This window comes from Nocardia jiangxiensis NBRC 101359, assembly GCF_000308615.1.
Classification (GTDB): Bacteria; Actinomycetota; Actinomycetes; order Mycobacteriales; family Mycobacteriaceae; genus Nocardia; species Nocardia jiangxiensis.
Genome location: NZ_BAGB01000043.1, coordinates 44,801 through 68,682, shown reverse-complemented (window position 1 = coordinate 68,682; position 23,882 = coordinate 44,801). Strand labels below are relative to the sequence as shown.

General features: G+C 67.9%; 21 protein-coding genes and 1 pseudogene. 8 read left to right on the top strand and 14 right to left on the bottom strand.

The genetic code is table 11. The features are described from left to right. Positions 1–9 precede the first annotated feature (9 nt). The gene (locus tag ON40_RS18705) at positions 10–855 is read left to right on the top strand and encodes a transglutaminase family protein (protein ID WP_245567877.1); all 846 of its coding nucleotides are present in this window, start codon (positions 10–12) and stop codon (positions 853–855) included. Between the two features lie 26 nt (positions 856–881). Here the strand turns inward: ON40_RS18705 and ON40_RS18700 are convergent, their stop codons facing one another. The 6 genes from ON40_RS18700 to ON40_RS18675 form a co-directional block, all read right to left on the bottom strand. Next, complete coding sequence (locus ON40_RS18700; RefSeq protein ID WP_085997740.1) at positions 882–1,973, bottom strand: ABC transporter substrate-binding protein; 1,092 nt, start codon at positions 1,971–1,973, stop codon at positions 882–884. A 58-nt stretch (positions 1,974–2,031) separates the two neighbouring features. Further along, positions 2,032–2,820: an ABC transporter permease gene (locus tag ON40_RS18695; protein ID WP_040824751.1), complete on the bottom strand. Its 789-nt coding sequence runs from the start codon at positions 2,818–2,820 to the stop codon at positions 2,032–2,034. Beyond that, complete coding sequence (locus tag ON40_RS18690; protein WP_040824748.1) at positions 2,817–3,566, bottom strand: ABC transporter permease; 750 nt, start codon at positions 3,564–3,566, stop codon at positions 2,817–2,819. Before ON40_RS18690 ends, ON40_RS18695 begins: the two co-directional genes overlap by 4 nt. Beyond that, positions 3,563–4,399 carry an ABC transporter ATP-binding protein gene (locus ON40_RS18685; RefSeq protein ID WP_040824746.1) on the bottom strand — a complete coding sequence of 279 codons (837 nt, stop codon included), beginning with the start codon at positions 4,397–4,399 and terminating at the stop codon, positions 3,563–3,565. The genes ON40_RS18690 and ON40_RS18685 overlap by 4 nt, the downstream gene beginning before the upstream one ends. 184 nt (positions 4,400–4,583) lie before the next feature. Further along, on the bottom strand, positions 4,584–5,993 hold the full coding sequence (locus tag ON40_RS18680; protein WP_040824743.1) for an amidase: 1,410 nt from the start codon (positions 5,991–5,993) through the stop codon (positions 4,584–4,586). Next, positions 5,990–7,309 carry a purine-cytosine permease family protein gene (locus tag ON40_RS18675; RefSeq protein ID WP_040824742.1) on the bottom strand — a complete coding sequence of 440 codons (1,320 nt, stop codon included), beginning with the start codon at positions 7,307–7,309 and terminating at the stop codon, positions 5,990–5,992. The genes ON40_RS18680 and ON40_RS18675 overlap by 4 nt, the downstream gene beginning before the upstream one ends. 307 nt (positions 7,310–7,616) lie before the next feature. Between ON40_RS18675 and ON40_RS18670 the strand changes: the two genes are divergently transcribed. Beyond that, positions 7,617–8,798, top strand: a complete 1,182-nt coding sequence (locus ON40_RS18670; protein ID WP_051193279.1) for a maleate cis-trans isomerase family protein — start codon at positions 7,617–7,619, stop codon at positions 8,796–8,798. On the opposite strand, the gene ON40_RS18665 is transcribed toward ON40_RS18670, so the two are convergent. Further along, complete coding sequence (locus tag ON40_RS18665) at positions 8,772–9,443, bottom strand: GntR family transcriptional regulator (protein ID WP_051193295.1); 672 nt, start codon at positions 9,441–9,443, stop codon at positions 8,772–8,774. The two genes, ON40_RS18670 and ON40_RS18665, sit on opposite strands and share 27 nt — an antisense overlap. A 303-nt stretch (positions 9,444–9,746) precedes the next feature. Here ON40_RS18665 and ON40_RS18660 point away from each other — a divergent pair, with 303 nt between their 5' ends. Further along, a complete protein-coding gene (locus tag ON40_RS18660; protein ID WP_245567876.1) occupies positions 9,747–11,231 on the top strand; it encodes a dihydroorotase in 1,485 nt (494 codons plus the stop codon). Here the strand turns inward: ON40_RS18660 and ON40_RS18655 are convergent. The 5 genes and pseudogenes from ON40_RS18655 to ON40_RS54685 form a co-directional block, all read right to left on the bottom strand. Further along, positions 11,185–11,559, bottom strand: coding sequence for a hypothetical protein (locus ON40_RS18655; protein ID WP_040824741.1), 375 nt, complete (start codon positions 11,557–11,559; stop codon positions 11,185–11,187). The genes ON40_RS18660 and ON40_RS18655 overlap by 47 nt on opposite strands. Before the next feature lie 14 nt (positions 11,560–11,573). Next, positions 11,574–11,852 (bottom strand): hypothetical protein, encoded by a 279-nt coding sequence (locus ON40_RS51920; protein WP_157186340.1) that lies wholly within the window; start codon positions 11,850–11,852, stop codon positions 11,574–11,576. 141 nt (positions 11,853–11,993) lie between these two features. Continuing rightward, positions 11,994–15,278: an arabinosyltransferase domain-containing protein gene (locus ON40_RS18650; protein ID WP_040824865.1), complete on the bottom strand. Its 3,285-nt coding sequence runs from the start codon at positions 15,276–15,278 to the stop codon at positions 11,994–11,996. Positions 15,279–15,628: 350 nt separating this feature from the next. Beyond that, positions 15,629–16,192, bottom strand: a complete 564-nt coding sequence (locus ON40_RS54690) for a glycosyltransferase (protein ID WP_245567882.1) — start codon at positions 16,190–16,192, stop codon at positions 15,629–15,631. Beyond that, a pseudogene (locus tag ON40_RS54685) lies at positions 16,193–16,822 on the bottom strand (L-rhamnose isomerase); the annotation flags it as partial. It lies immediately after the preceding gene. Positions 16,823–16,824: 2 nt separating this feature from the next. On the opposite strand from ON40_RS54685, the gene ON40_RS18635 reads away from it, so the two are divergent. The 3 genes from ON40_RS18635 to ON40_RS18625 all read left to right on the top strand — a co-directional run bounded on the left by ON40_RS18635 (position 16,825) and on the right by ON40_RS18625 (position 19,587). After that, positions 16,825–17,130, top strand: a complete 306-nt coding sequence (locus ON40_RS18635; protein WP_040824736.1) for an L-rhamnose mutarotase — start codon at positions 16,825–16,827, stop codon at positions 17,128–17,130. Positions 17,131–17,207: 77 nt separating this feature from the next. Further along, on the top strand, positions 17,208–18,515 hold the full coding sequence (locus ON40_RS18630; protein WP_040824734.1) for an MFS transporter: 1,308 nt from the start codon (positions 17,208–17,210) through the stop codon (positions 18,513–18,515). Between the two features lie 73 nt (positions 18,516–18,588). After that, positions 18,589–19,587, top strand: a complete 999-nt coding sequence (locus tag ON40_RS18625; protein ID WP_040824731.1) for a LacI family DNA-binding transcriptional regulator — start codon at positions 18,589–18,591, stop codon at positions 19,585–19,587. A 26-nt stretch (positions 19,588–19,613) separates the two neighbouring features. On the opposite strand, the gene ON40_RS18620 is transcribed toward ON40_RS18625, so the two are convergent. Next, the gene (locus ON40_RS18620) at positions 19,614–20,123 is read right to left on the bottom strand and encodes a winged helix-turn-helix transcriptional regulator (protein WP_040824728.1); all 510 of its coding nucleotides are present in this window, start codon (positions 20,121–20,123) and stop codon (positions 19,614–19,616) included. A gap of 245 nt (positions 20,124–20,368) precedes the next feature. Between ON40_RS18620 and ON40_RS18615 the strand changes: the two genes are divergently transcribed. Beyond that, positions 20,369–21,760: an MFS transporter gene (locus ON40_RS18615; protein ID WP_040824725.1), complete on the top strand. Its 1,392-nt coding sequence runs from the start codon at positions 20,369–20,371 to the stop codon at positions 21,758–21,760. Here ON40_RS18615 and ON40_RS18610 read toward each other — a convergent pair. Beyond that, positions 21,750–22,832, bottom strand: coding sequence for a lycopene cyclase family protein (locus ON40_RS18610; RefSeq protein ID WP_245567875.1), 1,083 nt, complete (start codon positions 22,830–22,832; stop codon positions 21,750–21,752). The genes ON40_RS18615 and ON40_RS18610 overlap by 11 nt on opposite strands. Before the next feature lie 127 nt (positions 22,833–22,959). On the opposite strand from ON40_RS18610, the gene ON40_RS48220 reads away from it, so the two are divergent. After that, positions 22,960–23,880, top strand: a complete 921-nt coding sequence (locus ON40_RS48220) for a hypothetical protein (protein WP_157186338.1) — start codon at positions 22,960–22,962, stop codon at positions 23,878–23,880. The last annotated feature ends 2 nt before the right edge of the window (positions 23,881–23,882 follow it).

Below are 23,882 nucleotides of genomic sequence, written 5' to 3'. Positions count from 1 at the left end.
GGAACAGCCATGGGCCGGCGTATGAGGGTGGTGCACACCACGGGTTTCGCCTACGACGACGCGGTCACCCGCTCCTTCAACGAAGCCAGGCTCACGCCGCTGACCGACGGTCGGCAGAACGTGATCCTGAACCGCATCGAGACCACTCCCGCGACCCGTCCGTACCGGTACACGGATTACTGGGGTAGCGCGGTCACCGCCTTCGACCTGCACGTCCCGCATTCGGCCCTGGCGGTGACCGGACTCTCGGTGGTGGAGACCGAGTCCGGCGCCGCGCCTCCGGGACCGCACTGGTCCTGGGCGGAACTACATTCCGACGACAATCTCGATCTCTACGCCGAATTCCTCGTTCCCACCGGGTATGTCCCCGCCGACAGCGAACTGGCCGGTGCGGCCGAGGAACTCGCGCGCGGCGTGGATCCGCACGAGGCGGTCCTGCGCGCGGCCGACTGGGTGTATTCGCAGATGACCTACGTCCCCGGCACCACCTCGGTGCACACGTCCGCGGTGCAGGCGTGGACCGATCGCAAAGGCGTCTGTCAGGACTATGCCCACCTGACGCTGTTGTTGTTGCGCGCCATGGGAATTCCCTGCCGCTACGTCTCCGGCTACCTGCACCCCGACCCCGATGCCGGTATCGGTGAGACCGTCGCCGGTCAGAGCCATGCCTGGATCGAGGCGTTCACCGGAACGTGGTGGGGCTACGACCCCACCAATGCCACCGACATCGATGAACAACACATCTCCGTCGGTGTCGGCCGCGATTACGCCGACGTCCCGCCCCTGAAGGGGATATTCCACGGCGGTCGTTCCACCGATCTGGATGTGATCGTGGAGATCACCCGACTCGCCTGAAACGCCCGCGCGGAATCGAAGGAGTTCTACTTCAACTCAGGGTGTTCGGAGTAGAGCTCGCGCAGCACGGACAGGTCGAACAGTTGCTCGGCCTTGATGTCGATCTTGGCTTTGGACAGGGCCTCGATGTTCTGTGCGATCAGGTGGTCGGTCATGGAGAGCAGGCCGTTGGCGTCGGTGTCGCCGGAGACGACCAGATCGCTCTGCGCCTTGGCCTCGTCGGTCTGCTCACCGAGGTCGAGGCGCTGGTCCTTGCCGTAGACGTCGACCGCGAGATGTGCGCTCTGTGCCGGGTCCGCGACCGCGGCCTTCCACCCCTTGATCTCCGCGGTGAGAAAAGCCTTCAACTTGTCGCGCTCGGAGTCGATGGTCTGCTGGCGGACGGTCAGCGTTTCGGCGGTCAGCGGCAGACCGTAATCGGCGAACAGGAAGTGCGCGGTCGGAAAACCTTTGGCCGCCAGGGTGATCGGCTCGTTGGTCACGTAGCTGACCCAGCCGTCCACCTCACCGCTGGCCAGCGGGGTCGGGTCGAATTGGGCAGGCACTATCCGAACATCGCCGGGCGTCATGCCGTTCGCGGCGAGCAATGCCTGGAAGATCAACTGATTCGTGTCCTGCACACCGATCTTCCGGCCCTTCATCTCCGTCGGTGAGGTGATCGGTCTCGCCGCCGAACTCACGATGCAGAACGGATTCTTCTGATACGTCGTGCCGACGATCTTGGCCTTCAGCCCGTCCAGAACCGCCGGCGCGGTCGTCTGCGGCGCCGAGGTACCCAGCCAGATCTTGCCGGTGTCCAGGCCCGCCTCCACCGACGTGCTTGCGGCGCCGCCCGAGATCAGATCCACGTGCCCGAATCCGGCGTCGCGGTAGTAGCCCTTGCTGTCGGCGAAGTACTCACCGGCGAATTCGATGTTCTTCAGCCAGGACAACTGGATCGCGACGGTTCCGTATTTCGACCCGTCGGCGGTGGTGCCGTTGTTCCCGCCCGACGAGCTCTTACCGCAGGCTGCCAATACACCGGAGCCGCCGAGTGCGACACCGGCGAACGCGGAGAAGCGCAGGAAGGACCGGCGGTCCAGGGATGGAGACTTCTGGGCCGACGAGAGGCCACTCATGCGTGTCATGTCGGAAATGTAAGGTGCTTCGATTTCGAATACTTTGCCGCTGGATAAATTAGGCCGCCGGACCGAAACGAGCCAGGACCAGGTTCTCCAGCACGCCCACGATCGCGTACAGCAGGACCGACACGATCGTCACCAGCACGATGGATGCCCAGAGCTTGTTGTACTGGAAGGTGGGGATGGCCCGGATCAGACCGGCGCCCAAACCCGTTCCGCTGCCGAGCCACTCGCCCAGCAGCGCACCGATCAGCGCGCCCGGCACCGAGACGCGCGCCGCCGCGAACACCGACGGCAGCGCGGCTGGCACCGCGACCATCCGCAGCCGAGTCCAGCGTGAACCGCCGTATACGGCAACGAGTTCCATCGCCTGCCGGGAGGCTGAGCGCAGACCGGTGATGATCATCACCAATGCTGGAAAGAACACCACGATCCCCGCCAGCGCCGTCACCCCGAGGACCCCGCGCCCGAAGACCAGCACGATGATCGGCGTCAGTGCCACGAGCGGGACCGACCGCAACAGCATCGCCACCGGCATGAGCGACTGCTCGACCGCGGGCAGCGTGACGAACAGTGCCGCCACCGCCAGTGCCGCGGCCATCCCGCCGCCGAACCCGACCGCGGCATCGCGCAGGGTGATCCGCAGATCGGACAGGATCGCCTGGCGGGCGGTATCGGAGCCGGGGCCGGTGACCAGATAGTTCCACACGTCGCCCGGGGATTTGCCGACCCGCGGCCCGACCTGCGGGAAGGCGTTCAGGAACGCGTACCAGATCGCCAACATCAGGATCAGTGAAACAACCAGCGGGAGCAGGAATTTCACGATCCGCCACAGTGCGTTCACGAGCGCACCTCCTGTGCTGTCCAGGGCGCCACCAGTCGCGCCACCAGGGCCACCGCCGCATAGCCGATCCCCGCGAGTGCGGCGGCGGCCAGGGCCATACCCCAGGTGCGCGGCACGTTGTAGGAGGTCTGAGCCGCGGTCAAGGCGACGCCGATGCCGCTATCGATGCCACCGAGATACTCGCCGATGATCGCACCCAGCACCGCCGAGGGCGCGGCGATCTTCAACGCCGCCAAGGTATTCGGCAGTGCGGCGATGAGCTGCACCCGTCGCAGCTGCTGCCAGCGCCCGCCGCCGTAGGCTCGGACCAGATCCAGGCTGGTGCGGTCGGCCGAGCGCAGGCCCGACACCGTGCCGACCATGGTGGTGAAGAAGCAGTACATGGCTGCCAGGAAGACCGTCGGCGTGCGGCCGCCGAAGACCACCAGGATGATCGGCCCCAGCGCCAACAGCGGTGTGCAATAACTGAGTATCGCCAGCTGGGTGGCCAGCGACTCGATCGGCGGCACCAGCATCACCAGGATCGCCAGCGCGATCGCCAGCCCGTTGCCCCACGCGAACCCTTGCAGCGCACCGGAAGCCGTGATCCGGAAGTTCGGCCCGTAGAGGGCCCAGCCGTCGGTGTACATGACGTGCAGCACCCGCCACGGGCTCGGTATGGTGCCACCGCCGACCTCGAGGTCGGCCAGCAGCCACCACAGCGCGACCAGCAATGCCAGTCCGAGCAGGCCGCCGACGCGCCTCACTGCGCAGCCTCCGGAACATCCAGGGCGGCTTCGGCTTCCGCCTCGATACCACCGTGTCCGCCGCGGCCGAACAGCAGCTCGGACAGGTAGTCGTGCAGCCGGTGGAATTCGGGACTGCGCATCATCTCCGGTGTCCGGGGCCGCGGCAGGTCGATCTTCACCGTCTCCACGACCCGGCCGGGCCGGGGACTCATCACCGCCACCACGTCGGACAGGAACACCGCCTCACCGATACCGTGCGTGACCATCAGTGTGGTGGCGGGTTTCTCGGTCCAGATCCGCAACAGTTCCAGGTTGAGCCGCTGCCGGGTCATATCGTCGAGGGCGCCGAACGGCTCGTCGAGCAGCAGCACGCTCGGCTCGAGCACCAGTGCCCGCGCGATCGAGACCCGTTGTCGCATGCCGCCGCTGAGCTGCGCGGGCTTGGCCTTCTCGAAGCCTTCCAGCCCGACCAGCGCGATCAGTTCGGCGATCGTCGCGGGATCCACCGCCAGCCCGGCCACCTGCAACGGCAGTTTGATATTGGATTCCACACTGCGCCAGGGCAATAACGCCGAGTCCTGGAACGCGATCCCGAATCCGTGCCGCCGCCGCAGTTCCGCCGGTGTCGCACCGTCGATGCTCGCCGCACCCGCGGTGGGTGTCTCGAGTCCGGCCAGGATCCTGAGCACCGTCGACTTTCCGCACCCCGAAGGGCCCAACAGGGAAGCGAATGCGCCCTGCTCGGTGTGCAGGTCGACCGAATCCAGCGCCGACACCGTGCGCCGTCCCGCTCGAAACGTCTTGCTCAGGCCGCTGATGTGAATCCCGGTGCCCGCGGCTTGCTTGTTCATGCGGCCACCCTAGGAGCGGTCGGTTGCGCTGATATTGCGAATCGGCACACCATATTTCGGCCGCATTACGGTGCTGTTCCATCGCGCCTCGCCGTTGCGGGTGACAGCACACCGATCGACGAGCCGCGGCCTCCCGGGGCCGACCCGCACCAGGGGAAACGTGTGCGGCACCATACGGATCGGCTCAGCGATCGGTCTGTTCGTAGGCTGTCGCCGCGCGCAGCACGGAGGCATCGGCGAGGTGTCGTCCGATGAGCTGGATGCCGATGGGCAGGCCCGCGGCGGTCGTGCCCGCGGGGAGGCTGATCGCGGGTTGGCCGGTGAGGTTGGCTATCGGAGTGAAGCCCTGCCAGGCGGTCGCCGATACCGCCCGGCCGTCGATTTCGGTGGGGCCCTCGATGCCGAGCGGGAAGGCGGGGACGGCCGCGGTGGGCGTGAGCAGCAGGTCGAAGCGGCTCATGATCCGGGCCATCCGGTTGACCACGGACTTGCGCATCAGGTTCGCCTGGGTGAAATCCTCTGCGGTCCAGTCGGTTTCCAGCATGGCCACCAGGTGCGGGGACATCCGCTCCCGGAACTCGGGCAGCAGCGCGCGCATGCCCACCAGATCGGTCTCGGCCATGATCAGTGCCGTGAAGTGCTGCGCGGGATCCTCCCAGTCCGGCACGAATTCGGTTACCACACAGCCGAGTTCGGATTCGAATGCGGCGGCGGCGCGGTCCGCCGCCGCGCGCACCTCCGGATCGACGGTGAGGTAGCCGAAGTCGGCGCTGTAGCCGATGCGGATGCCGCGGATGTCCGGATCGTGGACGGCGGCCTGCCAGTCGAGGTCACCTGCGGGCAGCGTGTGCCGGTCGCGTGGATCTGGCCCGGCCAGCACGGTCATCGCCAGGGCGATGTCCGGCACGGTGCGCGCGATGGGACCGATGTGTTCGATGCTCTCCCATCCCGAGACGCCCGGATAGCGCTCGTCCCGGCAGCCCGGATACACCGGCACTCGTCCCATCGACGGTTTGAACCCGACCGTTCCGGTGAGCGCTGCCGGGATGCGGATCGAGCCGCCGCCGTCGCTGCCGAGGGCGAACGGAACCATGCCCGCCGCCACCGCGGACGCCGATCCGGCGCTGGACCCACCGGGGGTGCGCGTGGGATCCCACGGGTTGCGAGTGGTCGGGAACAACGGATTGGCTCCCGTTGCGCTGTAACCGAATTCGCTGGCATTGGTCTTGCCCAAGCTGATCGCACCGGCGTCGTCCAGCCGCTCGACGCAGACGTCGTCCTGCTCGGGGACGAAATCGGCGTACACCACCGAACCCGAGGTGGTGCGAATTCCCTTGGTGCAGATCAGATCCTTCACCGCGTACGGGATCCCCGCCAGCGGCCCGGCCGTTCCGGCGCGCAGTTCTCGCTCGGACTGCCGGGCCCGCTCTCGGGCGATCTCGGGAGTGGGAGTGCAGAAGGCGTGCAATTGCGAGTCGGCCTCCGCGACGCGCGCCAGAGCGTCCTCGACGATCTCGACCGGGGACAGTGCACCGGTGGCGAGTCCGCGTGCCAGTTCGGTGGCGCTCGGCTGCGTTGTTCGCGTATCGATCATGCCTGTGCCACCTGGGTTTCGGTGACCAGCGCGGCGACGGTTCGGGGCCGCCGCAGCTTCTCCATCGCGGCGTACACCAGTCCGGCGGCCACGATGCCGATCACGGCGTCGACCGAGCCCGGCACCAGATAGTGCGCCACGGTGGCGACCGCGGCGCCCAGTGCCCACGCGGCGAAGGCGGTGGGGCGGAACGACTCTCGCCCGATCGCGCGGCGCAGCACCAATTGGTCGACGATCAGGACCGCACCGATCGGCGGTACGAAGATGCCGAGCAGATTGAGCCAGTCCAGGAAATGGCTCCACACCCCGGTGAGTGCGGTGACCAGGCCGACCACGCCGAGGATCACCGCGACCGGCCGCATCCCGAGGCGGGTGATGCCGGACCACCCCAGCGCCCCGTTGTACAGGCAGTGCGAGGCCACCGAGCCGAGGTTGATGTACACGAACGCGACCGCGATGCCGGTCAGCAGCGGGCCGTGCCCGGTCAGCAGTCCGAGGAAGCCGCCACCGTCGGTGGCGGGATGCGCCGATCCGCCGACCGCGACCACCAGACCGCCGATGGCGTAGGCGATGAAGTTCGAGATCGGGAAGGCCCAGAAAGTGGCCCCGACCGCGGCCCGGCCGTTCTTCGCCCAGCGGGTGAAATCGGCTGTCATGGTGCCGGAGTCGGCGAATCCGGCCACGACGATGCTGACCGCGGCGCCGAACGACAGCGCGGTCCCGCCACCGTGGTAGCCGAGCACCTGGTGCACGGTCAGCCCGTTGCCGGCCGCCCCGAACCACAGTGCCACGGCGGCCAGCACGACGAACAGCGGCGCCGCGATCATCCCGAGCCAGGACAGCGCCCGGATGCCCACGATGGTCACCAGGGTGTACAGCACACAGCCGGCCGCGGCGGCCAGCAGTGCGGGCCAGCCCGGCGCATCGCGCAGAGTCGTTCCGGTGAGCCCGATCTGGAAGGAGAACCAGCCGATGACGACGGTCGCGAGGAAAGCCGCGGCGATCCGGCGGCCGGTACTGCCGAAGGTGGCCGCGGCCTGCAACGAGAAGCTCTTGCCGGTGCGTCCGGCGATGTAGCTCAGCGCGCCGACGTAGCCGAACAGGATGAGGTTGCCCAGCAGCAGCGCGGACAGGCCCGCGATGACGCCGAGGTTGTAGACGATCACGCCGCCGAAGACCGCGTTGCCCAGGTTCATCGGGAAGCCGAACCACACCGCGGCGATGGACAGCGTGCTGCGGCGGGCGGTGTGGGGAACGGGTTCGTGCTCGTATTCCTCGGCCAGTTCGAGGTGCGGCTCGTGGGAGTTTGCGGACATGACTGCTCCAGCGGAAGAGAGGGGACGCCTCGGGCCTCTTTGGTATTCCAAATAGCCGGACAGCACTGAGATTCGGGGGCGTCGCGCCGGATGTCAACCGGTTCTCCCGCCGGTTTCCTCGTCGCAAAAATTTCCCTCTACCTGTGCTTATGGCTTCGTTGGGCGAACTGTGCAAGCAATTTGGAATACCAAACTTAACGTGCCGTTTTCCGGGGAAACAGAGTGAGAACCTGCCTGTAACAGGTGCGGCGATTTGGCATACCAAACTCGGTGCGAAGGTCCGGTTCAACGTATGGAGGAGTGACACGTGTACCGAGTCGGAATGATCGTCCCCTCGTCGAACACCTGCCTGGAGCCGACGACGTCGCGGATGCTGTCCGAGATCGACCGGGTGTCAGTACATTTCGCTCGCGTGCCGGTCACCCGGATCGGACTCGACCCCGCCGCCGACAGGCAGTTCGCCACCGAACCGATGCTGGCGGCCGCGCGGTCGCTGGCCGACGCCGGCGTGGACATCATCGCCTGGAACGGCACCGCGGGATCGTGGCTGGGAATAGACCACGACCGCGCACTGTGTGCCACGCTCGCGGAGGCGACCGGAATCGAGGTCACCACATCGACTCTGGCGCTGCTGGAAGCCTGCCGCGCCTACGGCGTCACCCGCCTCGGGCTCGTCGTGCCGTATACGACCGAGGTGACCGAACGTATTCGCGCGGTGTATCGGGATGCGGGAATCGATTGTGTCGCACAGGAACATCTCGGTCTGACCGACAACGCGGCGTTCGCCGAGGTGCCGGAGGCTCGGGTGCGGCGGATGGTGACCGCGGCGGGGACCGGTGGCGCGCACGCGGTCGCGGTGGTGTGCACGAACGTCTTCGGGGCCGCGGTGGCCGCGGGCGCCGAGGCCGAGTTGGGTATTCCGGTCTTCGACAGCGTCACCGCGACGCTCTGGCGGACCCTGCGGGCCACCGGGGCGAGGGTGCCCGGCTGGGGGGAGCTGCTGTGGGCGGGCAACGTGCGCAATGAATTTCAGCGCACGGCCGAGGCGCTACTGGATGCGACCGGAGCAGACCGAACCACCTTGCGCATCGATCTGCCCGAACTGGGGTTGCAGGTCGATCTCACCGCTGCCGAGGCGTTGCGTGACGGGGTGCGTTCGATCCGGCGGGACGCCTCGCTCGACCAGCGTCGGCTGAACACCGTCGAGTGGCTGGAAGAACATCGGGAGCTGTTGGTGCAGACCAACTTCCGTGACGATCCGCTGCCGCCGATCGCACTGCGCGAGGTCTACGGCGTGCGGGCGCAGATGCTCGGCCCGGTCGTGCGCGGCGAGGCCATGGCGGGATGGCTGTCGGTGCACAGTCTGCGCGAACGGGAGTGGGGCGAGGCGGACCGCAAATCCTTGCACGTCGCGGTGGACGCGATTGCGCAGATCCTGGACGACGCCGAGATCGCCACGCGCTCACTGCATCCGGTCGTCGCCGAATAGCAGGTTCAAGGCGATGGCACGGTTCTCCCGCACATGGCGCAACGCGTGGTCGGCGGCGATCTGCGCATCGCCCGAGGCGATCGCCTCGTACAACGCCCGATGCTCGCACCACAACTGGCCCGGGTCGTCGGTCTGCTGGAACAGCCACCGCAGCCGCCCCTCGAGCGGCCGCAGCAGGTCGGCCAACAGCCGATTCCCGGCCATATCGATGATGTGCCGGTGGAATTCGGCGTTGGCCCGGCTGATCCGGTCGGGATGGCCGGACAGGGTCGCCCGCCGCGCCTTCTCGACCAGGCGCGCCAGCGTGCGCAGGTCGCCGGCGTCGGCGCGTAGCGTGGCCTCGCGGGCCGCGTATGTCTCCAGCGCCTCGCGGACGCCGAACAATTCCTCGACATCGCGCTGCGAAATCCGTTTCACCACGATCTTGCGCGGGGACAGCACCTCCACGAAACCCTCGGTGATCAGGGTCTGGATCGCCTCCCGGACGGGAATCCGGGAGACCCCGAACTGCTCGGCGAGATCGCGTTCCACGAGCCGGTGCCCAGGCTCGAACTGTCCGGCGATGATCCGATCCCGCAGCTGTTCGCAGACCTCGTCGCGCAGTCGCGTCCATTCGAGGACGGTCGCGGTCTGCTCTGTCGTCACTGGATTGATCACCTCATCCGTCGAATCTCGGTATCGCCCTGTTGTGTCGGGATTGCGGTATACCAAAGTGATTCCACACTACCGGGTCGCTCGCGGTCAGGCGGCTTCGGCGATCGTGAGCAGTGCTCCCGGGTAGGTCCTCACCGGTCCTGACCATGTTAATCCCTGATTAAGGTATACCAAGCAATCTTGACGCGGGGCGCCCTGCTGGGCACTCTTTGGTATACCAAACTGATTCCGACGGGAGGCTATCGTGCAACGAGTGCGCAGAACCGGGCCGCCGCCCGGGAACGGGGTGACGCTGTGATCGAGGGACGCATACCGGATCTCGTTGTCGCCCATGCTCTCGCCGTCGACGCGACTCGTGCGCGACCCGCGCACATAGTCGTCCATCGCGGCCGGATCGCAGCGGTCCTCGACGCCACGGAGCCGGTCCCGGCGGCCACCCGGGTCATCGAGGCGGCGGGCCGCGTCGTCATCCCGGGCGGTGTCGACGGACATTGTCACGTAGCTCAGATCACCGGCCGCTACCGCACTCTCGACGACTATGCGCTCACCTCCCGTGCCGCGCTGTGGGGCGGCACCACCACGATCATGGACTTCGGTATCCCTCGTGACGGCACCGAAACCCCGCTCGCCGCGGCTCGCAACAAGCTGGAACTGGCCCGGCAGGCCCGCTGCGATGTCGCCTTGCACGCGTGCGTGATCGCCTGGGACCCAACCGTTCCCGACCAACTGGCGGAACTGGCTGATCTCGGCATCCGATCGGTCAAGGTGTACACGACCAATCGCGGGACGACGATGGCCGACGACGACACCGTCCTGAAGGTCATGCGGGAGATGGTCCGGCTGGATGGCCTGACCTACGTCCATGCCGAGCACGACGCGATGATCGTGGACTGCACCGAGCACCACGCCGCCGCGGGGGAGGCGGGAATCCGGCATCTGCACCGGACCCGCCCGGAACTCGCCGAGGAGACATCGGTGCGCGAGGTGCTCGCAATGGCCGAATATGTCGGTGCAGCAGTGTATTTCGTGCATCAGTCTACTCCCGGCGCGGTCGATCTGGTCGGCGCGGCGCGGGCCGCCGGGCTCGATGTGCACTCCGAGACCTGCCCGCACTACCTGGCGCTCGACGAACGCGTCTACTCCGCCGAATTCCCGGAGTGGTTCGCCTGCTGCCCGCCGATGCGCTCGCCGGAAACCGTTGCGGCGCTGCGTGAACGGTTCGCCGCCCGAGCGATCGATACGATCGCCAGCGATCACTCCTGCTACGACCTGACGCAGAAGCGCGAGCGCCGCGACGATATCCGCCAGATGCCACACGGCCTGCCCGGAGTCGAGACGCGGATGCCGGTCACGTTCACGATGTTGTCGGACGCATTGGGCGCGCCCTCGGATCCCGCCGTGCTCCAGCGATTCGTGGAGGTCTTCGCCGCGGCCCCGGCCCGAATCAACGGGTTGCCGGGCAAAGGGGCCATCGCCGTCGGCTACGACGCCGACCTCGTCGTCTTCGACCCGGACCGGACTCGTGCGGTCGTCGCATCGGATCTGCACATGGGCACGGACTTCTCACCGTTCGACGGGCAGGAGTTGCGCGGATGGCCGCAGATCGTCATCGCGCGCGGTCGAGTCGTGCTCGACAACAACGGATTCCATGATCCCGGACCGACCGGCCAATTCGTGCGACGCCGCGGATACCGGGCAGCCGACAATGACGCCGGATCGTCGGAACTCGTGTCTACGTTCCGGCGAGAATCTGGAAACCCGCTGGTGTGGGTGCCGTAGTGCCGGTGAGGTAATCGGTGGCGCCCGAGAAGTACTGACCGGCCCACCTGACGGTCAATTCTCGCAGGGGCGACGTATTACCTGGTTGTGGTGTGCCGCAGAACAATTCGGCCAGAGGATCAGTGGTGCCGCCTTCGGCGTCGGTGTGCTCGCCGGTGGTGAGGCGGACGCCGAGCACAGGGCGATGCAGGTAGATTTGCAGGGCGGTGGTGCCGCTGCCGAAGTTGTTGGAGGGTCCCGGCGGACCGGAGACGCTGAGAATCGGGAGTTCGGTGGAAGCCAGATCGGCAAGGGCGGTGTCGGTGTTCGCGCCGAGCAGGGATTTCACCGGGTCCAGCAGAATCAGGCCACGCAGATTCGCCCACGTGCTCGGATAGCTGGTGTGCAGGCGGTGAGCGACGTATTCGACCGCCTCGCCCCCGGCCGAATGACCGATGAAGACGAACTGCTGCGGGAGTGCGGGCGGGGTGATTCCGGCGCGTTGGGCGGCGGCGTCGAGCGCGGTGGCCAGACGGTGAGGTAGGCGGCGCAGATGTCCACGACCAGTACGGCAGGATGCTCACCGGCGCCCAGGCGGGCGGCGAAGCCGTGGCGGCGGTAGTCCTCGGCCAGATCCGACATGTGACATCCCCTCGGCCGCGCCGTTCTCGAATGGATACAATGTATCCCTCGGCGAAACAGTGGGCAAGATCGCGGATGTCTTTCCGCACGGGATCACCCGACCGGCTCGGGTGACCGCCGAAAGCGGCTGCGGCGCATGACCTACCAGGTGTTGATGTGGCCGGGGGACCACATGCCGCTGTGCGTCTCACGGGTGACCGCCGGAACCGCGGGGACCGCGGACGGGTCGATCGGGTTCAGGCGTTGTAGCTCGCCCCAATCCTGATCCCAGTTGTCCTCGAGGTAGGTGGCCAGAGTTCTGGAACGCAGCAATTGCTGGCTCCAGCCCAGCGGGCCGCCGCCGACATGGCTCTCCCACATGGTGGTGTCGTTGGCGCCCAATCGGTTGGGCAGGATGCGCCAGCCCGGCACCTGCGCGATGCCGTCCTTGTGGTCGAACGGACGCTGACACGGGAACTGCAGGCCCACAGCCCAATCCAGCAGCACCGGCCGGGTGGACCCGACCACGGTCTGCAGGGTCTGCGTGCGCGGGATGCGCGGCGGCGTCAGTGCCACCCACCGTTGCGGATCGAGGTTGTGATCCTTGGCCACGATGCGGATCACGTTCGCCTGCGCGGGAATCCGGTCCAGCGGCACCCGCAGATTGCGCCAGGACGGAGCCGGGCCGATGTCGATCGGGGTGAGTTTGCCCAGCGGGCGGGCGTTCGTCGCGGAATCGGTGGTGCCGTATTCGATCTGCACCGGCTCACCGCCGACGTTCCGGCCGTCGGGGCCGACCGCCTGGATCCGCCCGGCCGCCGCGATCGAGATGATGTCGCTGTGGTCGTGCTGAGCGGGCAGCCGGTACCAGCCGGTGACGAGGTCGGCCGGTTCCGTCTGATCGTAGGTGCCGAGTTCGGGCGTGGTCGCCGGATCGAGGCCGTAAGGCAGTGGGGCGCCACCGGTCTGGGTGCCGGTGTCGCCGTTCCTGCTGTCCGTGCCGGACTTCTTGTCGAAGGCTTTGGCGATGCTGGTCGACTCGCCCTTCTCGTCCGGGGAGGTGATGTCGCCGACCCCGTTCGGTATGAATCCTCGTGCGCCCGTGGTGAATGCGGCGAACTGGTCGCCGATCAGCGGCTGCATCATCGATGCGTTGGGATCGGGCTCGACCAGCACCTTGTTGGCCAGTGCGCACGGATTGCCCAGTGCGGCGTGGAAATTCGAGGAGGCCAGCGAGAAGCCCGGGTGCTGCGCCACCGCGCCCGCGGCGAACGAGGCGACCTGGAACACCACCAGGATCGCCGCGGCCGCGGTCAACGGCGGGAACTTCGCCAGCCGCCAGGCGCGCGGTGAGACTCGGTGCGGTGTACCGGGTTTGGGTGCCCGCACATGCCACCAGATCGCCAGCAGCAGGCACAGCGCGGCGATCGCCAGGAATATCGTGCTGAAATCGGTGCCGTGCACGGACGGTGACCGGTCCCACCACGGGATGCCGAAGCTCGACACCCACCACCACTCGTTGACACTGGTGAAGATCTGCGCCAGCGCCAGTGACACCACCGCGGCGAACAACGCCCGGTTGCGCGGCGAGCGCATCACCCGCGGTCCCACCGCGACCGCCGCGAGTACCGCCACCGATCCGGCCAACCCGGCGTACACCCCGTTGTGGTGGGTGAATTTCGTCGGGCAGACCGCCATCAGCACCATCGCCCCGAGCGTCACGCCGAGCAGACGCCGCGCCGGTCCGGCCGCGGTGAACGGGATGCGGCCGCCCTTGCGCAGCAGGACCAGGACGCAGACCAGCAGACCCAGCCACATGGCGACCATGCCGAACCGGCGCGCGATCGAGCCGTCGGCCGAGGGCATGAACAGCCACTGGTAGTTGAGGTATTCGTTGTACCAGGGGTCCGACGGGCCGACGATATTGTGCACACGCTGCATCTCGCTCATCGCTGCGAGCGGTTCGACGGCGAAAGCGAAGGCCAGCACCAGCATTCCGGACGCGAGCAGCGGAGCCAGCAGCGCGCCGTACGCCCGGATCCAGGCAGTCCACGACACCCGGGCCCCGGCGCGGGCGCCGGCCAGTTCACGAGCTCTCGGTATGCCGAACGCCACCGCCGAACGCAGTCCGGCCAGCAGCGGCGCCAGACAGATCACCCCCGAGGGCGCGGCGGTGAAACTGAACGCGCCGACCAGAATCGCCGCCGCGTACGGCAGCAACCGGTGCGTCGCGATGGCGCGCTCGACCAGGCACCAGGTGAGCAGGACGCAGACCGCGACCACCGGTTCGGGCCGCAGTCCGTTGTTGTAGGGCAGCCACACGGCCAGGAAGCCCAGCGCGCCGGTCCACACCGCCACCTTGTCGTGGCGTACGGCCGCTCCCAGGCGCGGAATCACCTCCCGGCTCAGCGCCAGCCAGGTGACCACGGCCGCCAGCAGTGTCGGCAGTCGCATCCACGGACTCGCGACGCTGATCTCCGACATGTGCGCGATGATGTCGTACGGCGGTGTCCCGACCGGGTTCTCCGGCACGCCGAAGAACCGGAAGTAGTTGGCCATATAACCGGACACCAGTGATGTGCGCGCCATCCCGAACTGGTAGCCGTCGTCGGAGGTGGTGGCGCCGATGAAGTGCCACACCAGCAGCGTCCCCAGCACGACGACGTCGACGCCGGTGACCCGCCACCATCGCTGTGGCAGCAGCCGCCGCAAACCCCGGCCGTCCCTTCGATCGATCCGGTACAGCGCCACCAGCGCGATCAACGTGAACACCACGGCCAGCACCTCGGCCGCCCGCTTGAGGAAGGTGGGCGTCACCGAGAACCGGCTGTCCACCTGCGCGACGACCGCGGCTCCGTCGGGTGTGGGCAGATCGCTGAAGATGCCGACCACCTGCGGACGCCAGTCTCCGGGCGGCAGCGTGGTCGCGTCGACATCCGATCCGTGGACGGTGATCCTGGTCGAGGACATGTCGGCATGCACGGTCAGGGTGCCGCGGCCGATCGCATCGACCGGCACGTTCAGCAGCGACTGGTTGCGCAACACCACCTCGAGCTGTGCGGGTTTGCCGTCCTGTGCGGGCCGCACGCGCGCGACGAACCCGTACTTCTCCAACTGCGGCGCGCCGTCGGGCAGGGTCGAGGCCAGTACGCCACCGTGCTCACTCAGCTGCGCCATCGAGCGGCCCGGGATGGTCGCGTCGAAGGTCAGCGGCGCATAGGTGACCAGCGGTGCGTTGATACTGCGGGCCGAATCCTGTTGCGGCCACGACAGCGTCGTGTGATCCACCTGTACCGGCAGCAGCGGCACCGCGACGGCGCACAACGCGCCGAGCAGTCCGGCGATGAGGGCGACCGATTTGGCCCACTTGCCGTGCAAGCCACCCGCGATACGGGTTTCCGCACCCGCGGCATGCGTCCTGTCCGCCCTTGTCATCGTGTCGACCACGGCCGCCGATGCTAGTGTGACGCTTCCGTTACCCGCGATTTCGCCCACTGTTTCTCAGTCTGTGCTCAGGGACGGCGGCTCGATCTCGTCGGCGGTTCGGGGCCGCCGAGTGCGTTTGCCGAAAAGCCTCACCGTCTCGGGCCTGAACATCATGCTGACTGCGAGGACATCGAACCGGACCGCCATCACCAAGGCGAACCCGAATGGCTTCGGCCCGAGGACACCGGCGGTAATGAACCGGCGCACACTGCGACCGCGGTCGCCGCCGCGACGGTGACGCGGCGGGCGGTATGTCCGATTCCCCCGGTGATTGCCACAGCATTGCTGAAAGCCTCATGCCGCCGGAATCGTCACACTCGCCCCGTCGGACGCGCATCGAAGATCCGGCTCGCGACATCCTCCGGGTGCGGCATCTCGGCGATCGCCTCGGCGAGGCGCCGGGCCCCGGCGCGGTAGCGGTCGTCACCGAGCAGAGTCGACAGGGCCGGGCCCGCCTGCTCCGGTGTCTCGATCAGGACGGCGGACTCGTGCGCGACGGCCCGAGCGGCGTTGGCGGGCTGATCGGCGATCTGCGGCAGCAGGATGCTCGGCGTGCCGTTCGCCAGCGTGGCCAGCAGCGTGCCACTGCCCGCCGCGCCCACGACGAGATCGATCTCCGGGAGAACCTCGGCCAGCGGCGCGAAGCCGATCGCGTGCACGTGCGGCCGCTCGACCACGGCGTCGGGGGTGGTGGTGACCAGCACCTCCGCACCAGCCTCGACCAGGGATTGCGCCAAGGCGTCGAACAGTTCACGGTCGCCGACGCTGGTACCGGTCGTCACCAGCACACGCGGCCGATCACCCGCGGGCGGCAGGGTGAGTCCGGTGGTCAGCCCCGGGACGGCATCGCGATGAGCGACCGGGCGGATATCCATCCGAACGATCTCGTGCATGATCCGGAACAGCTGGAACGGATCGGTCGCGCCGACCATCAGATCATCGTCGGCGTAGAAGCGGGAGTTGAAGTCGAACGCGCGCAGTTTGCCCTGGGCGATCAGGAACGCGACGATGAATTCGATATTCGTGTGCGGCGCATGGTGTCCCGTGTCGACCACCACCTTCGCCTTCGGACCCAGCCGGAGGGTGTGCGCGTACGCGGTGCCCCAGTCGGGCACGTCGGTGGCGTAGAAGGCCGGTTCGAACAGCTTGTACTCCAGCAGGATTCGCTGCTCACCGGTCAATGCGGCGTAGACCTCGTCCAGCGCGTCGGCGAGACGGCGCTGCCGATCGGTGAGATCGTCCCGGCCCGGATAGTTGATCCCGTCCGCGAACCACAGCTTGAGCTCCCGCGACCCCGTCGCGTCCATGATCCGCAGGCAGTCCTTCAGATGGTCGATCGCCTTGCGCCGCACGGCCGGGTCCGGGTGGCAGACGCTGCCGAGCCGGTAGTCGTCGTCCTGGAAGGTGTTCGAGTTGATCACGCCGATCGAAACACCCAGCGCGGCAGCGTGTTCGGCGAGCTTGCCGTAATCGTCCACGGTGTCCCACGGAATGTGCAGGGAGACCAGTGCTGGAGCTGCGGCCGGATCGGGTCGAGGACTACCTCGCCGCACACACGACGGTCTGGCCGGAGATGCTCGACGCGCTACGCGAGGCCGGCTGGTCCAACTACTCGCTGTTCCTGCGACCGCAGGACGGTCTGGTGATCGGTTATCTGGAGACCGCCGACTTCGCCCGCGCGAGCGCCGCGATGGCCACGAGCGAGGTCAACACCCGCTGGCAGCAAACGATGGCCGAATGCTTCCGAGCACCCGACGGTGTGCCGGTCGACGCCTCGATGCGGCAGCTCAGTGAGTACTTCCACCTGGACTGATCCGCTACCCGACCCCGTTCACCGGCCCGGGTGTCGCCGCTCGGCGACCTTCCGGCACCATCAGCAACAGAGGAATCATGAAGTTTGGCGCACGCTCCACGACGGGCTGGCGGGCCACCATCTCCGTCGCCATGTCCAATTACCTCGAGGCCGGATCAATCATCGCGATCGCGACGAGTCTCACCTTCTGGCAGCACGCCTACGGGCTGAGCAATCTGGCCGTGGGTCTGCTGGCGGCATTCAGCGCGAACGCGTTCGGCGCGGCGATCGGCGCGGGCCTGGGTGGTCCGCTGTGTGATCGCTTCGGGCGCAAGGCGATCTACACCTACGACCTGCTCGTCTACATGGTCGGCGTGCTGATCGCGGCCTGCGCGGTCGATTTCGGGATGCTGCTGGCGGGTTTCCTGATCACCGGGATCGCGGTGGGCGCGGGCGTGCCGGCCTCGTGGACCTACATCGCCGAACACGCCCCGACCGCCGCGCGGGCGAGGCACGTCGGCACCGCGCAGCTGGCCTGGTCGCTCGGCCCGCTGATCGGCTTCGCGCTGGCCGCGGGCCTGGCTCCGCTCGGACTGGCCGGTTCGCGGCTGATCTTCCTGCACCTGTTCGTGGTGGCCGCGGTGGTGTGGTGGATCCGGCAGGGCCTGGCCGAATCGCAGATCTGGACCGAGGACGCCCGACGCGGCGATCAACCGTCCTCGGTAGGCGATCGCGGACTGCGCGGGCTGTTCTCGCGGCGGGTCGACATCACCGCGCTGCTGATGCTGATGGGCGTCTACGGAATCTGGAACACCGTGGCCGGGCAGGCGGGCATCTTCATGCCCCGGGTGTACGACAGTGCCGGGGTGCGCAGCGCGGTGCAGCAGGATCTGCTGCAGGTGCAGGTGTGGGGATGTACCGTGCTGGCAACGTATTTCGGCTTCATGGCGTTCGCCGACCGCATCTCGCAGCGGGTGCTGTATCCGGTGGGCGCGGCACTGGGTGTGCTGGCGTGGTGCGTGCTGGTGTTCTTCACCTCCGCGGGCATGCCGACCCTGTTGACGTTCGCCGTGCTCTGGGGCATCTCCAGCGGGATCGGCGCACAGGCGTTCTACAGCCTGTGGACCAGCGAACTGTTCGCCACGTCGTATCGCGCCAGCGCGCAGGGCTTCATGTTCTTCGTGGTGCGTGCGGCGACCGGCCTGCTCAGCTACTTCTTCCCGACCATGCTGGCCGCCACCGGCCTGACCTCGGTCGGACTGCTGCTGATCGGGTTGCTGGCCCTGGCTCTGCTGATCGGCACCGTCTGGGCTCCGCGCACCCGGAACAAGACGTTGCGCGAGATCGAACTCGAACGGTACGGGCGGACCACCGATTCGGGCGACCCGGTGCCGGTGCACGGCTGACGCGCCGGGCCGCGGCCGGGCGGAATGCCCGGCCGCGGCGATTATGCTCGCATCGTCACGGGAAGGACACACCATGGCGGTGAGCATCAAGGAGGTGGCCCGGCGCGCCGGAGTGTCGCTGGGCACGGTCAGCAATGTGCTCAACCGGCCCGACCAGGTCTCCGAGGCCACCCGCGAGCGGGTGCGCCGGGCCATCGCCGAAACCGGTTATGTGCGGAACGATTCCGCGCGGCAACTTCGTGAGGGGAGTAGCCGCACATTGGCCATGGTGGTGCTGGACATGGCCAACCCGTTCTTCACCGACGTCGCGCACGGTGCGGAGGAGGAGGCCGCGGGGCACGGCGCGATGCTCGTCATCTGCAACAGCGGCGACGATCCGCGGCGCGAGGAACGTCATCTGGAACAGATCGCCCAGCAGCGGATGCGCGGGGTGCTGATCACCCCGGCGGACGGTGACGGCGAGCAGGCCCTGCGCACGCTCGCGGCCCAGGGCGTTCCCGCTGTGCTGGTCGACCGGCACAGCGACCGGCCGGACCGCTGCTCGGTCTCGGTCGACGACGTCCTGGGCGGGCGGCTGGCCGCCGAACATCTGCTCGGCGCGGGGCACACCCGGATCGGATTCGTCGGTGGCCCGCAGGCGGTGACCCAGGTGAGCGAACGTCGTCGGGGCGCGGCCGAGGCGATCGCCGCGGCGGATGCCCGGCTCTACGATATCGCCACCGCCGCAATGACTTTCGAGGTGGGACGGGATGCTGCCGCCGCCCTGCTGGACAGTACCGACCGCCCGACCGCGGTGTTCTGCGCCAACGACCTGCTCGCCCTGGGCGTCCTGCAGACGTTGACCATGCGCGGTCTGGCGGTTCCCGACGACATGGCGGTCATCGGCTACGACGACATCGATTTCGCCGCCGCGGCCGCGGTCCCGCTCTCCTCGATCCGTCAGCCCCGCGAAGAACTGGGCCGCGCCGCCGCGCGCCTGCTGCTCGAGGAGGCCGCGGGGGACGGCACGCACCGGCATCAGCACGTCGTGTTCGTACCGGAACTGGTCGCACGACGCTCGACCGTGGCCTGACGCCGGTCCGAGGCGCGGTGGGGAACCTACTCGCTGTCCTGCCGGGCGAAGCGCTCCCGAATATCGGGACGTTCGCGCAGATGCGCGGGATACCCGGGGCCCATCCGCAGGCGGGAATCATCGATCGTCATCGGTTCGCCGCAGTGCTCGCAGACGACCTTGACCTGGGTGTCGTGACCGCATGCGGTGTGGTGCACGGTGATCGGCGCCCCTTCCGCACCGGCCAGCCAGCGATCGCCCCAGCGGTTGATCGTCAGCAGCACGCTCCAGAAGTCCGCGCCCTTCTCGGTGAGTACGTATTCGTACCAGACGGGCTCGGTGTGGTACGGGCGCTTGTCGAGCAGGCCCTCGTCCACCAGACGGCGCAGCCGGTCGCTGAGGGTGTTGCGGGCGATGCCCAGCTGTTGCTGGAAGTCGTCGAAGCGCCGGATTCCGTAGAACGCCTCACGCAACACCAGTGGTGTCCACCGGTCGCCGAGCAGATCCATCGTCCGGGCGATCGAGCACGGCCAACGTGCGAACGACGTGCGCTTCATCCTGCGAGGATACCGGTTTCATCATGAGACCCCGCAGCTGACGAGCGGTCCGAACGGCGGGTGCGCGGCCGGGGGAGCGGCTCGGGCATCCGGCGGGACGATCAGGCTGCGGACCTGGCGTTTCGGGTATCACTCGATGCCGAATCGGTGTTCGACGGGTATCGTCCGCGCGGCATAACCTCCTGTGACACCCACCGACGGGTGACCCGGACCACAACCGTGGCCGGGGATGCAGGAGGACGAGAATGCTGAAACCGGAATCCGGAGACCTCGCCGCGGCGGGCCCGGTCACACCCGCGGGCGCGCAACGGTCGCGGCGGATCCCCACCCGGTTCGTCGTACTGGGACTGTTGTTCGTCATCACGGTCGTCAACTACGCCGACCGCAGTTCGCTGTCGATCACCGGTACCAGCGTGCGCGAGAGCCTGGGCTTCTCCGCGGTCCAGCTCGGCTACATCTTCTCGGCGTTCAGCTGGGCGTACGTGGTCGCGCAGCTGCCCGGCGGGATGCTGCTGGACCGGTTCGGCGCGCGTCGGGTGTACGCGTGCAGCCTGGCGCTGTGGACGCTGGCGACCGCGGCCACCAGTCTGGTCGGGCTGATCAACACGCGCGTGGTGGTGGCGCTGGTCGTGATGTTCGCGCTGCGACTGCTGCTGGGCGTCTTCGAATCCCCGGCCTTCCCGGCGAACGCCCGCGTCGCGACGATCTGGTTCCCGACCGCCGAACGCGGTCAGGCCACCGCGGTGTTCAACTCCGGACAGTATTTCGCCACCGTGCTGTTCGCGCCCGTCATGGCTTGGATCACCCACGAATTCGGCTGGCGCTGGGTGTTCGTCCTGCTCGGCGCGCTCGGGCTGGCCATCGCGATCCTGTGGTGGGGCTGGATGTACCCGCCGCGCGAACACGGCCGGGTCTCGCCGAGCGAACTCGACACGATGAGCAGCGGCGGCGCGCTGGTGGACATGGATTCGACTCCCTCGACGGCCGCGCGGACCCGCATCGACCGGCGCATGCTCGGCCGCGTCCTGTCGATGCGTCCGCTGTGGGGGATCTCGGTGTTCCAGTACGCGGTGAACTCGCTGAGCTATTTCTTCATCACCTGGTTCCCGATCTACCTCACCCAGGCCCGGCACATCTCGCTGGTGCACGCGGGATTCATCGCCGCACTGCCCGCCCTGGCCGCGTTCATCGGCGGGCTGTTCGGCGGATTCCTCTCCGATTTCCTACTGCGGCACGGGGTTTCGCTGACCCTGGCGCGCAAGGTGCCCGCCGCGGCCGGACTCCTGCTGGGTACCGTCATCGCGGTCGCGGACTTCACCGACAGCACGACCATCATCGTGCTGATCATGACCACCGCGTTCTTCGGCAAGGGGATGGGCTCGCTGGGCTGGGCCATCACCACCGATGTCGCACCGACCGAGGCCGCCAGTATCTTCAGCTCGCTGACCAACGGACTCGGCAACATCGCGGGCATCGTCACCCCGATCGTCATCGGGTACATCGTGCAGACCACCGGATCGTTCAACGTCGCGCTCTGGTTCGTCGCGGCGCACGGTGTGCTGGCGGTCGTCGCACTCGTCGGGATGGGGCCCATCCGACGGCTGAGCTTCGGCGACCGAGCCGAAGTCAGCGCGTGAGAACGGCCGTGGCGAGCGTGCGGCGCAGCCGCCACGGCAGGGCGCGGAACAGCGACGTCATCGCGGCAGCGGTGCCCGGCAGATCGTCCCGGCCGGACAGATAGGCGCGCTGCGTCGCGGTCGGCAGCGCGAAGAAGGTGTCGAAGAAGACCGGAAGATCGGCCGGCGGGAGGGCGAGCAGTGCGCGCAGTCCGGCCTCCCGGGCCAGGTGCACCGCACGCGCCGAGGCTGATCCGGTGGACGCACCCGCGACGACCGCGTCGGCGGCGGTCAGCGACGCCGCGACGCTGTAACCCGTTGCGGGGTGCAGCAATCCGCCCGCCGCGCCGAAACGTCCCGCGCCGGGTCGGCCACCCTGGAGTGGAAAACGAACCCGCTCGACCGGTTCGCTGCCGTCGAATTCTATTCCGCGGCAGCGCATCCGGGCATACAAACGGTCGCGTAGCCGAGCCGGATCCAATGCGGGGCGTCCGGCCAGGCAGGTCTCTTCCAGCAGGATCGCGGTCTCACCGAGGGGGACCGCGTAGAGGAACGAACGCGGCTCGTCGGGGGTGGTGCCGTTGTCGGTGCGCCAATCCATGAACAACGGCTCGCCCCACCGATTCCGCGGCAGGACAACGCCGTAGGCGGTCTGCTCGGCCCGGTCGGGGGAGCGGGAAACACCGCGCGCGTCGATCACCCGCCGGGCGTGCAGGACCTCACCGCCGGACAACCGCGCCGACTGCGGGATTCGTGAACGTGGCGATCGGATGATCTGCTCGACCCGATCACTCACCACGGTCGCCGCGCCGATATCGAGCGAATCCTGGAGTGCGGCAGTGTCGAAGACCGTATAGGCCCGATCGATCTCGAATCGTCGCGTACCCCACGCGACCGGCCGGGGCACCGTGGCCGCGATCGCGGCAGTGCAGATCCAGTCCGGCAACTCGTCCGCCCATGCCGCGTAGGTCTCGGTCCAGCGCCGCGTGGGCCGGGGATCCACGACGGTGACGGTGAGCCCGCGAACGATCGCGCGATGCGCCAGCGCACGCCCGGCCGGGCCGAGGCCGCAGATGAGGAGATCGGAGGTCACACCGAATATTGGATCAGAGAATCTGCGTGGCAACGTGTCACAGTGCTGCGGTAGGGTTTCCGCGCAAGCCTGGGGGGACGACCGCGACAGGGCGCTACGGCGACCCCGGGTGCGGAAGGAGGCAGCGATGACGTATCCCCCCGGCTCGGACCCCTACGGGAATCCCACGCCGCAATCGCCCGACTCGCCCGGATGGGGGCAGTCCGGCGGCTATCAGCAGACACCCGACGCCGGATGGGGACAGACCGCCAACGCGCACCCCGTCTATCAGCAGCCGCAGCCCGGCTATCAGCAATCGGCCTATCCGCCGCCCGGCGACCCGCAACAGGGTTGGCAGTCGCAGCAGCAGCCCGGCTGGTCGGCTCAGCCCGGATATCCCGGGGGATTCCCGCCGCCGCGCCGCAACAACACGGCTCTGATCGCCGGTGGCGTCGCCGGAGTGGTGGTGCTGGCGGTGATCGCCGTCGCCCTGGTCGTCGTGCTCAATCGCCATTCCGGCGACGACACGTCCGCGAGTCCGTCCAGCCCGTCGCTGGTCTCGGCCACCAGCAGCTCGTCCACGACGACCACCACGACCTCGTCGGCGGGCCCGTCCGGCGGCCGGTTCAGCTACACCGAGTACTCGCACGACTGGAATTTCACCCTGGGCGCGGTCCATCTGCATGCCGACTGGGTGGAGGGCCGGGACCATTCCAGCTGCTCCGATATCGAGAACAATGGCAAGCTGACCGGTCTGGGCTGCCAGTACGCGGCGGAGATGGTGTACAAGGCCGAGAACGGCGGCGTCATGCTCACCCAGTACGTGCTGGGCACCACCGGCACCGAGGACTCGCGCAAACTCGCGACCCAATACGCCGACGACGACCTGAGGATGCGCCCCGGCAGCTACATCGCCCATTTCGCCGTCGGCAAGTGGCAGACCAAGTCCCAGGGCAATTTCGTGGTCCTCACGGTGGTGACCGCGACCAGCGCGGTCACCGAGGACACCGCGAGCAAGTACATGCACTACATGGAGGCCGACATGGCCAGCGCGCTGTTGTTCCGCTGACC

Coding starts and splice junctions, on each gene's coding strand:
- ON40_RS18615 (WP_040824725.1), top strand. CDS start 20,369: ATGCTGAAACCGGAATCCGGAGACCTCGCCGCGGCGGGCCCGGTCACA.
- ON40_RS51920 (WP_157186340.1), bottom strand. CDS start 11,852: ATGTCGGATCTGGCCGAGGACTACCGCCGCCACGGCTTCGCCGCCCGC.
- ON40_RS18705 (WP_245567877.1), top strand. CDS start 10: ATGGGCCGGCGTATGAGGGTGGTGCACACCACGGGTTTCGCCTACGAC.
- ON40_RS18685 (WP_040824746.1), bottom strand. CDS start 4,399: ATGAACAAGCAAGCCGCGGGCACCGGGATTCACATCAGCGGCCTGAGC.
- ON40_RS48220 (WP_157186338.1), top strand. CDS start 22,960: ATGACGTATCCCCCCGGCTCGGACCCCTACGGGAATCCCACGCCGCAA.
- ON40_RS18680 (WP_040824743.1), bottom strand. CDS start 5,993: ATGATCGATACGCGAACAACGCAGCCGAGCGCCACCGAACTGGCACGC.
- ON40_RS18630 (WP_040824734.1), top strand. CDS start 17,208: ATGAAGTTTGGCGCACGCTCCACGACGGGCTGGCGGGCCACCATCTCC.
- ON40_RS18675 (WP_040824742.1), bottom strand. CDS start 7,309: ATGTCCGCAAACTCCCACGAGCCGCACCTCGAACTGGCCGAGGAATAC.
- ON40_RS54690 (WP_245567882.1), bottom strand. CDS start 16,192: ATGGATATCCGCCCGGTCGCTCATCGCGATGCCGTCCCGGGGCTGACC.
- ON40_RS18700 (WP_085997740.1), bottom strand. CDS start 1,973: ATGAGTGGCCTCTCGTCGGCCCAGAAGTCTCCATCCCTGGACCGCCGG.
- ON40_RS18620 (WP_040824728.1), bottom strand. CDS start 20,123: ATGAAGCGCACGTCGTTCGCACGTTGGCCGTGCTCGATCGCCCGGACG.
- ON40_RS18625 (WP_040824731.1), top strand. CDS start 18,589: ATGGCGGTGAGCATCAAGGAGGTGGCCCGGCGCGCCGGAGTGTCGCTG.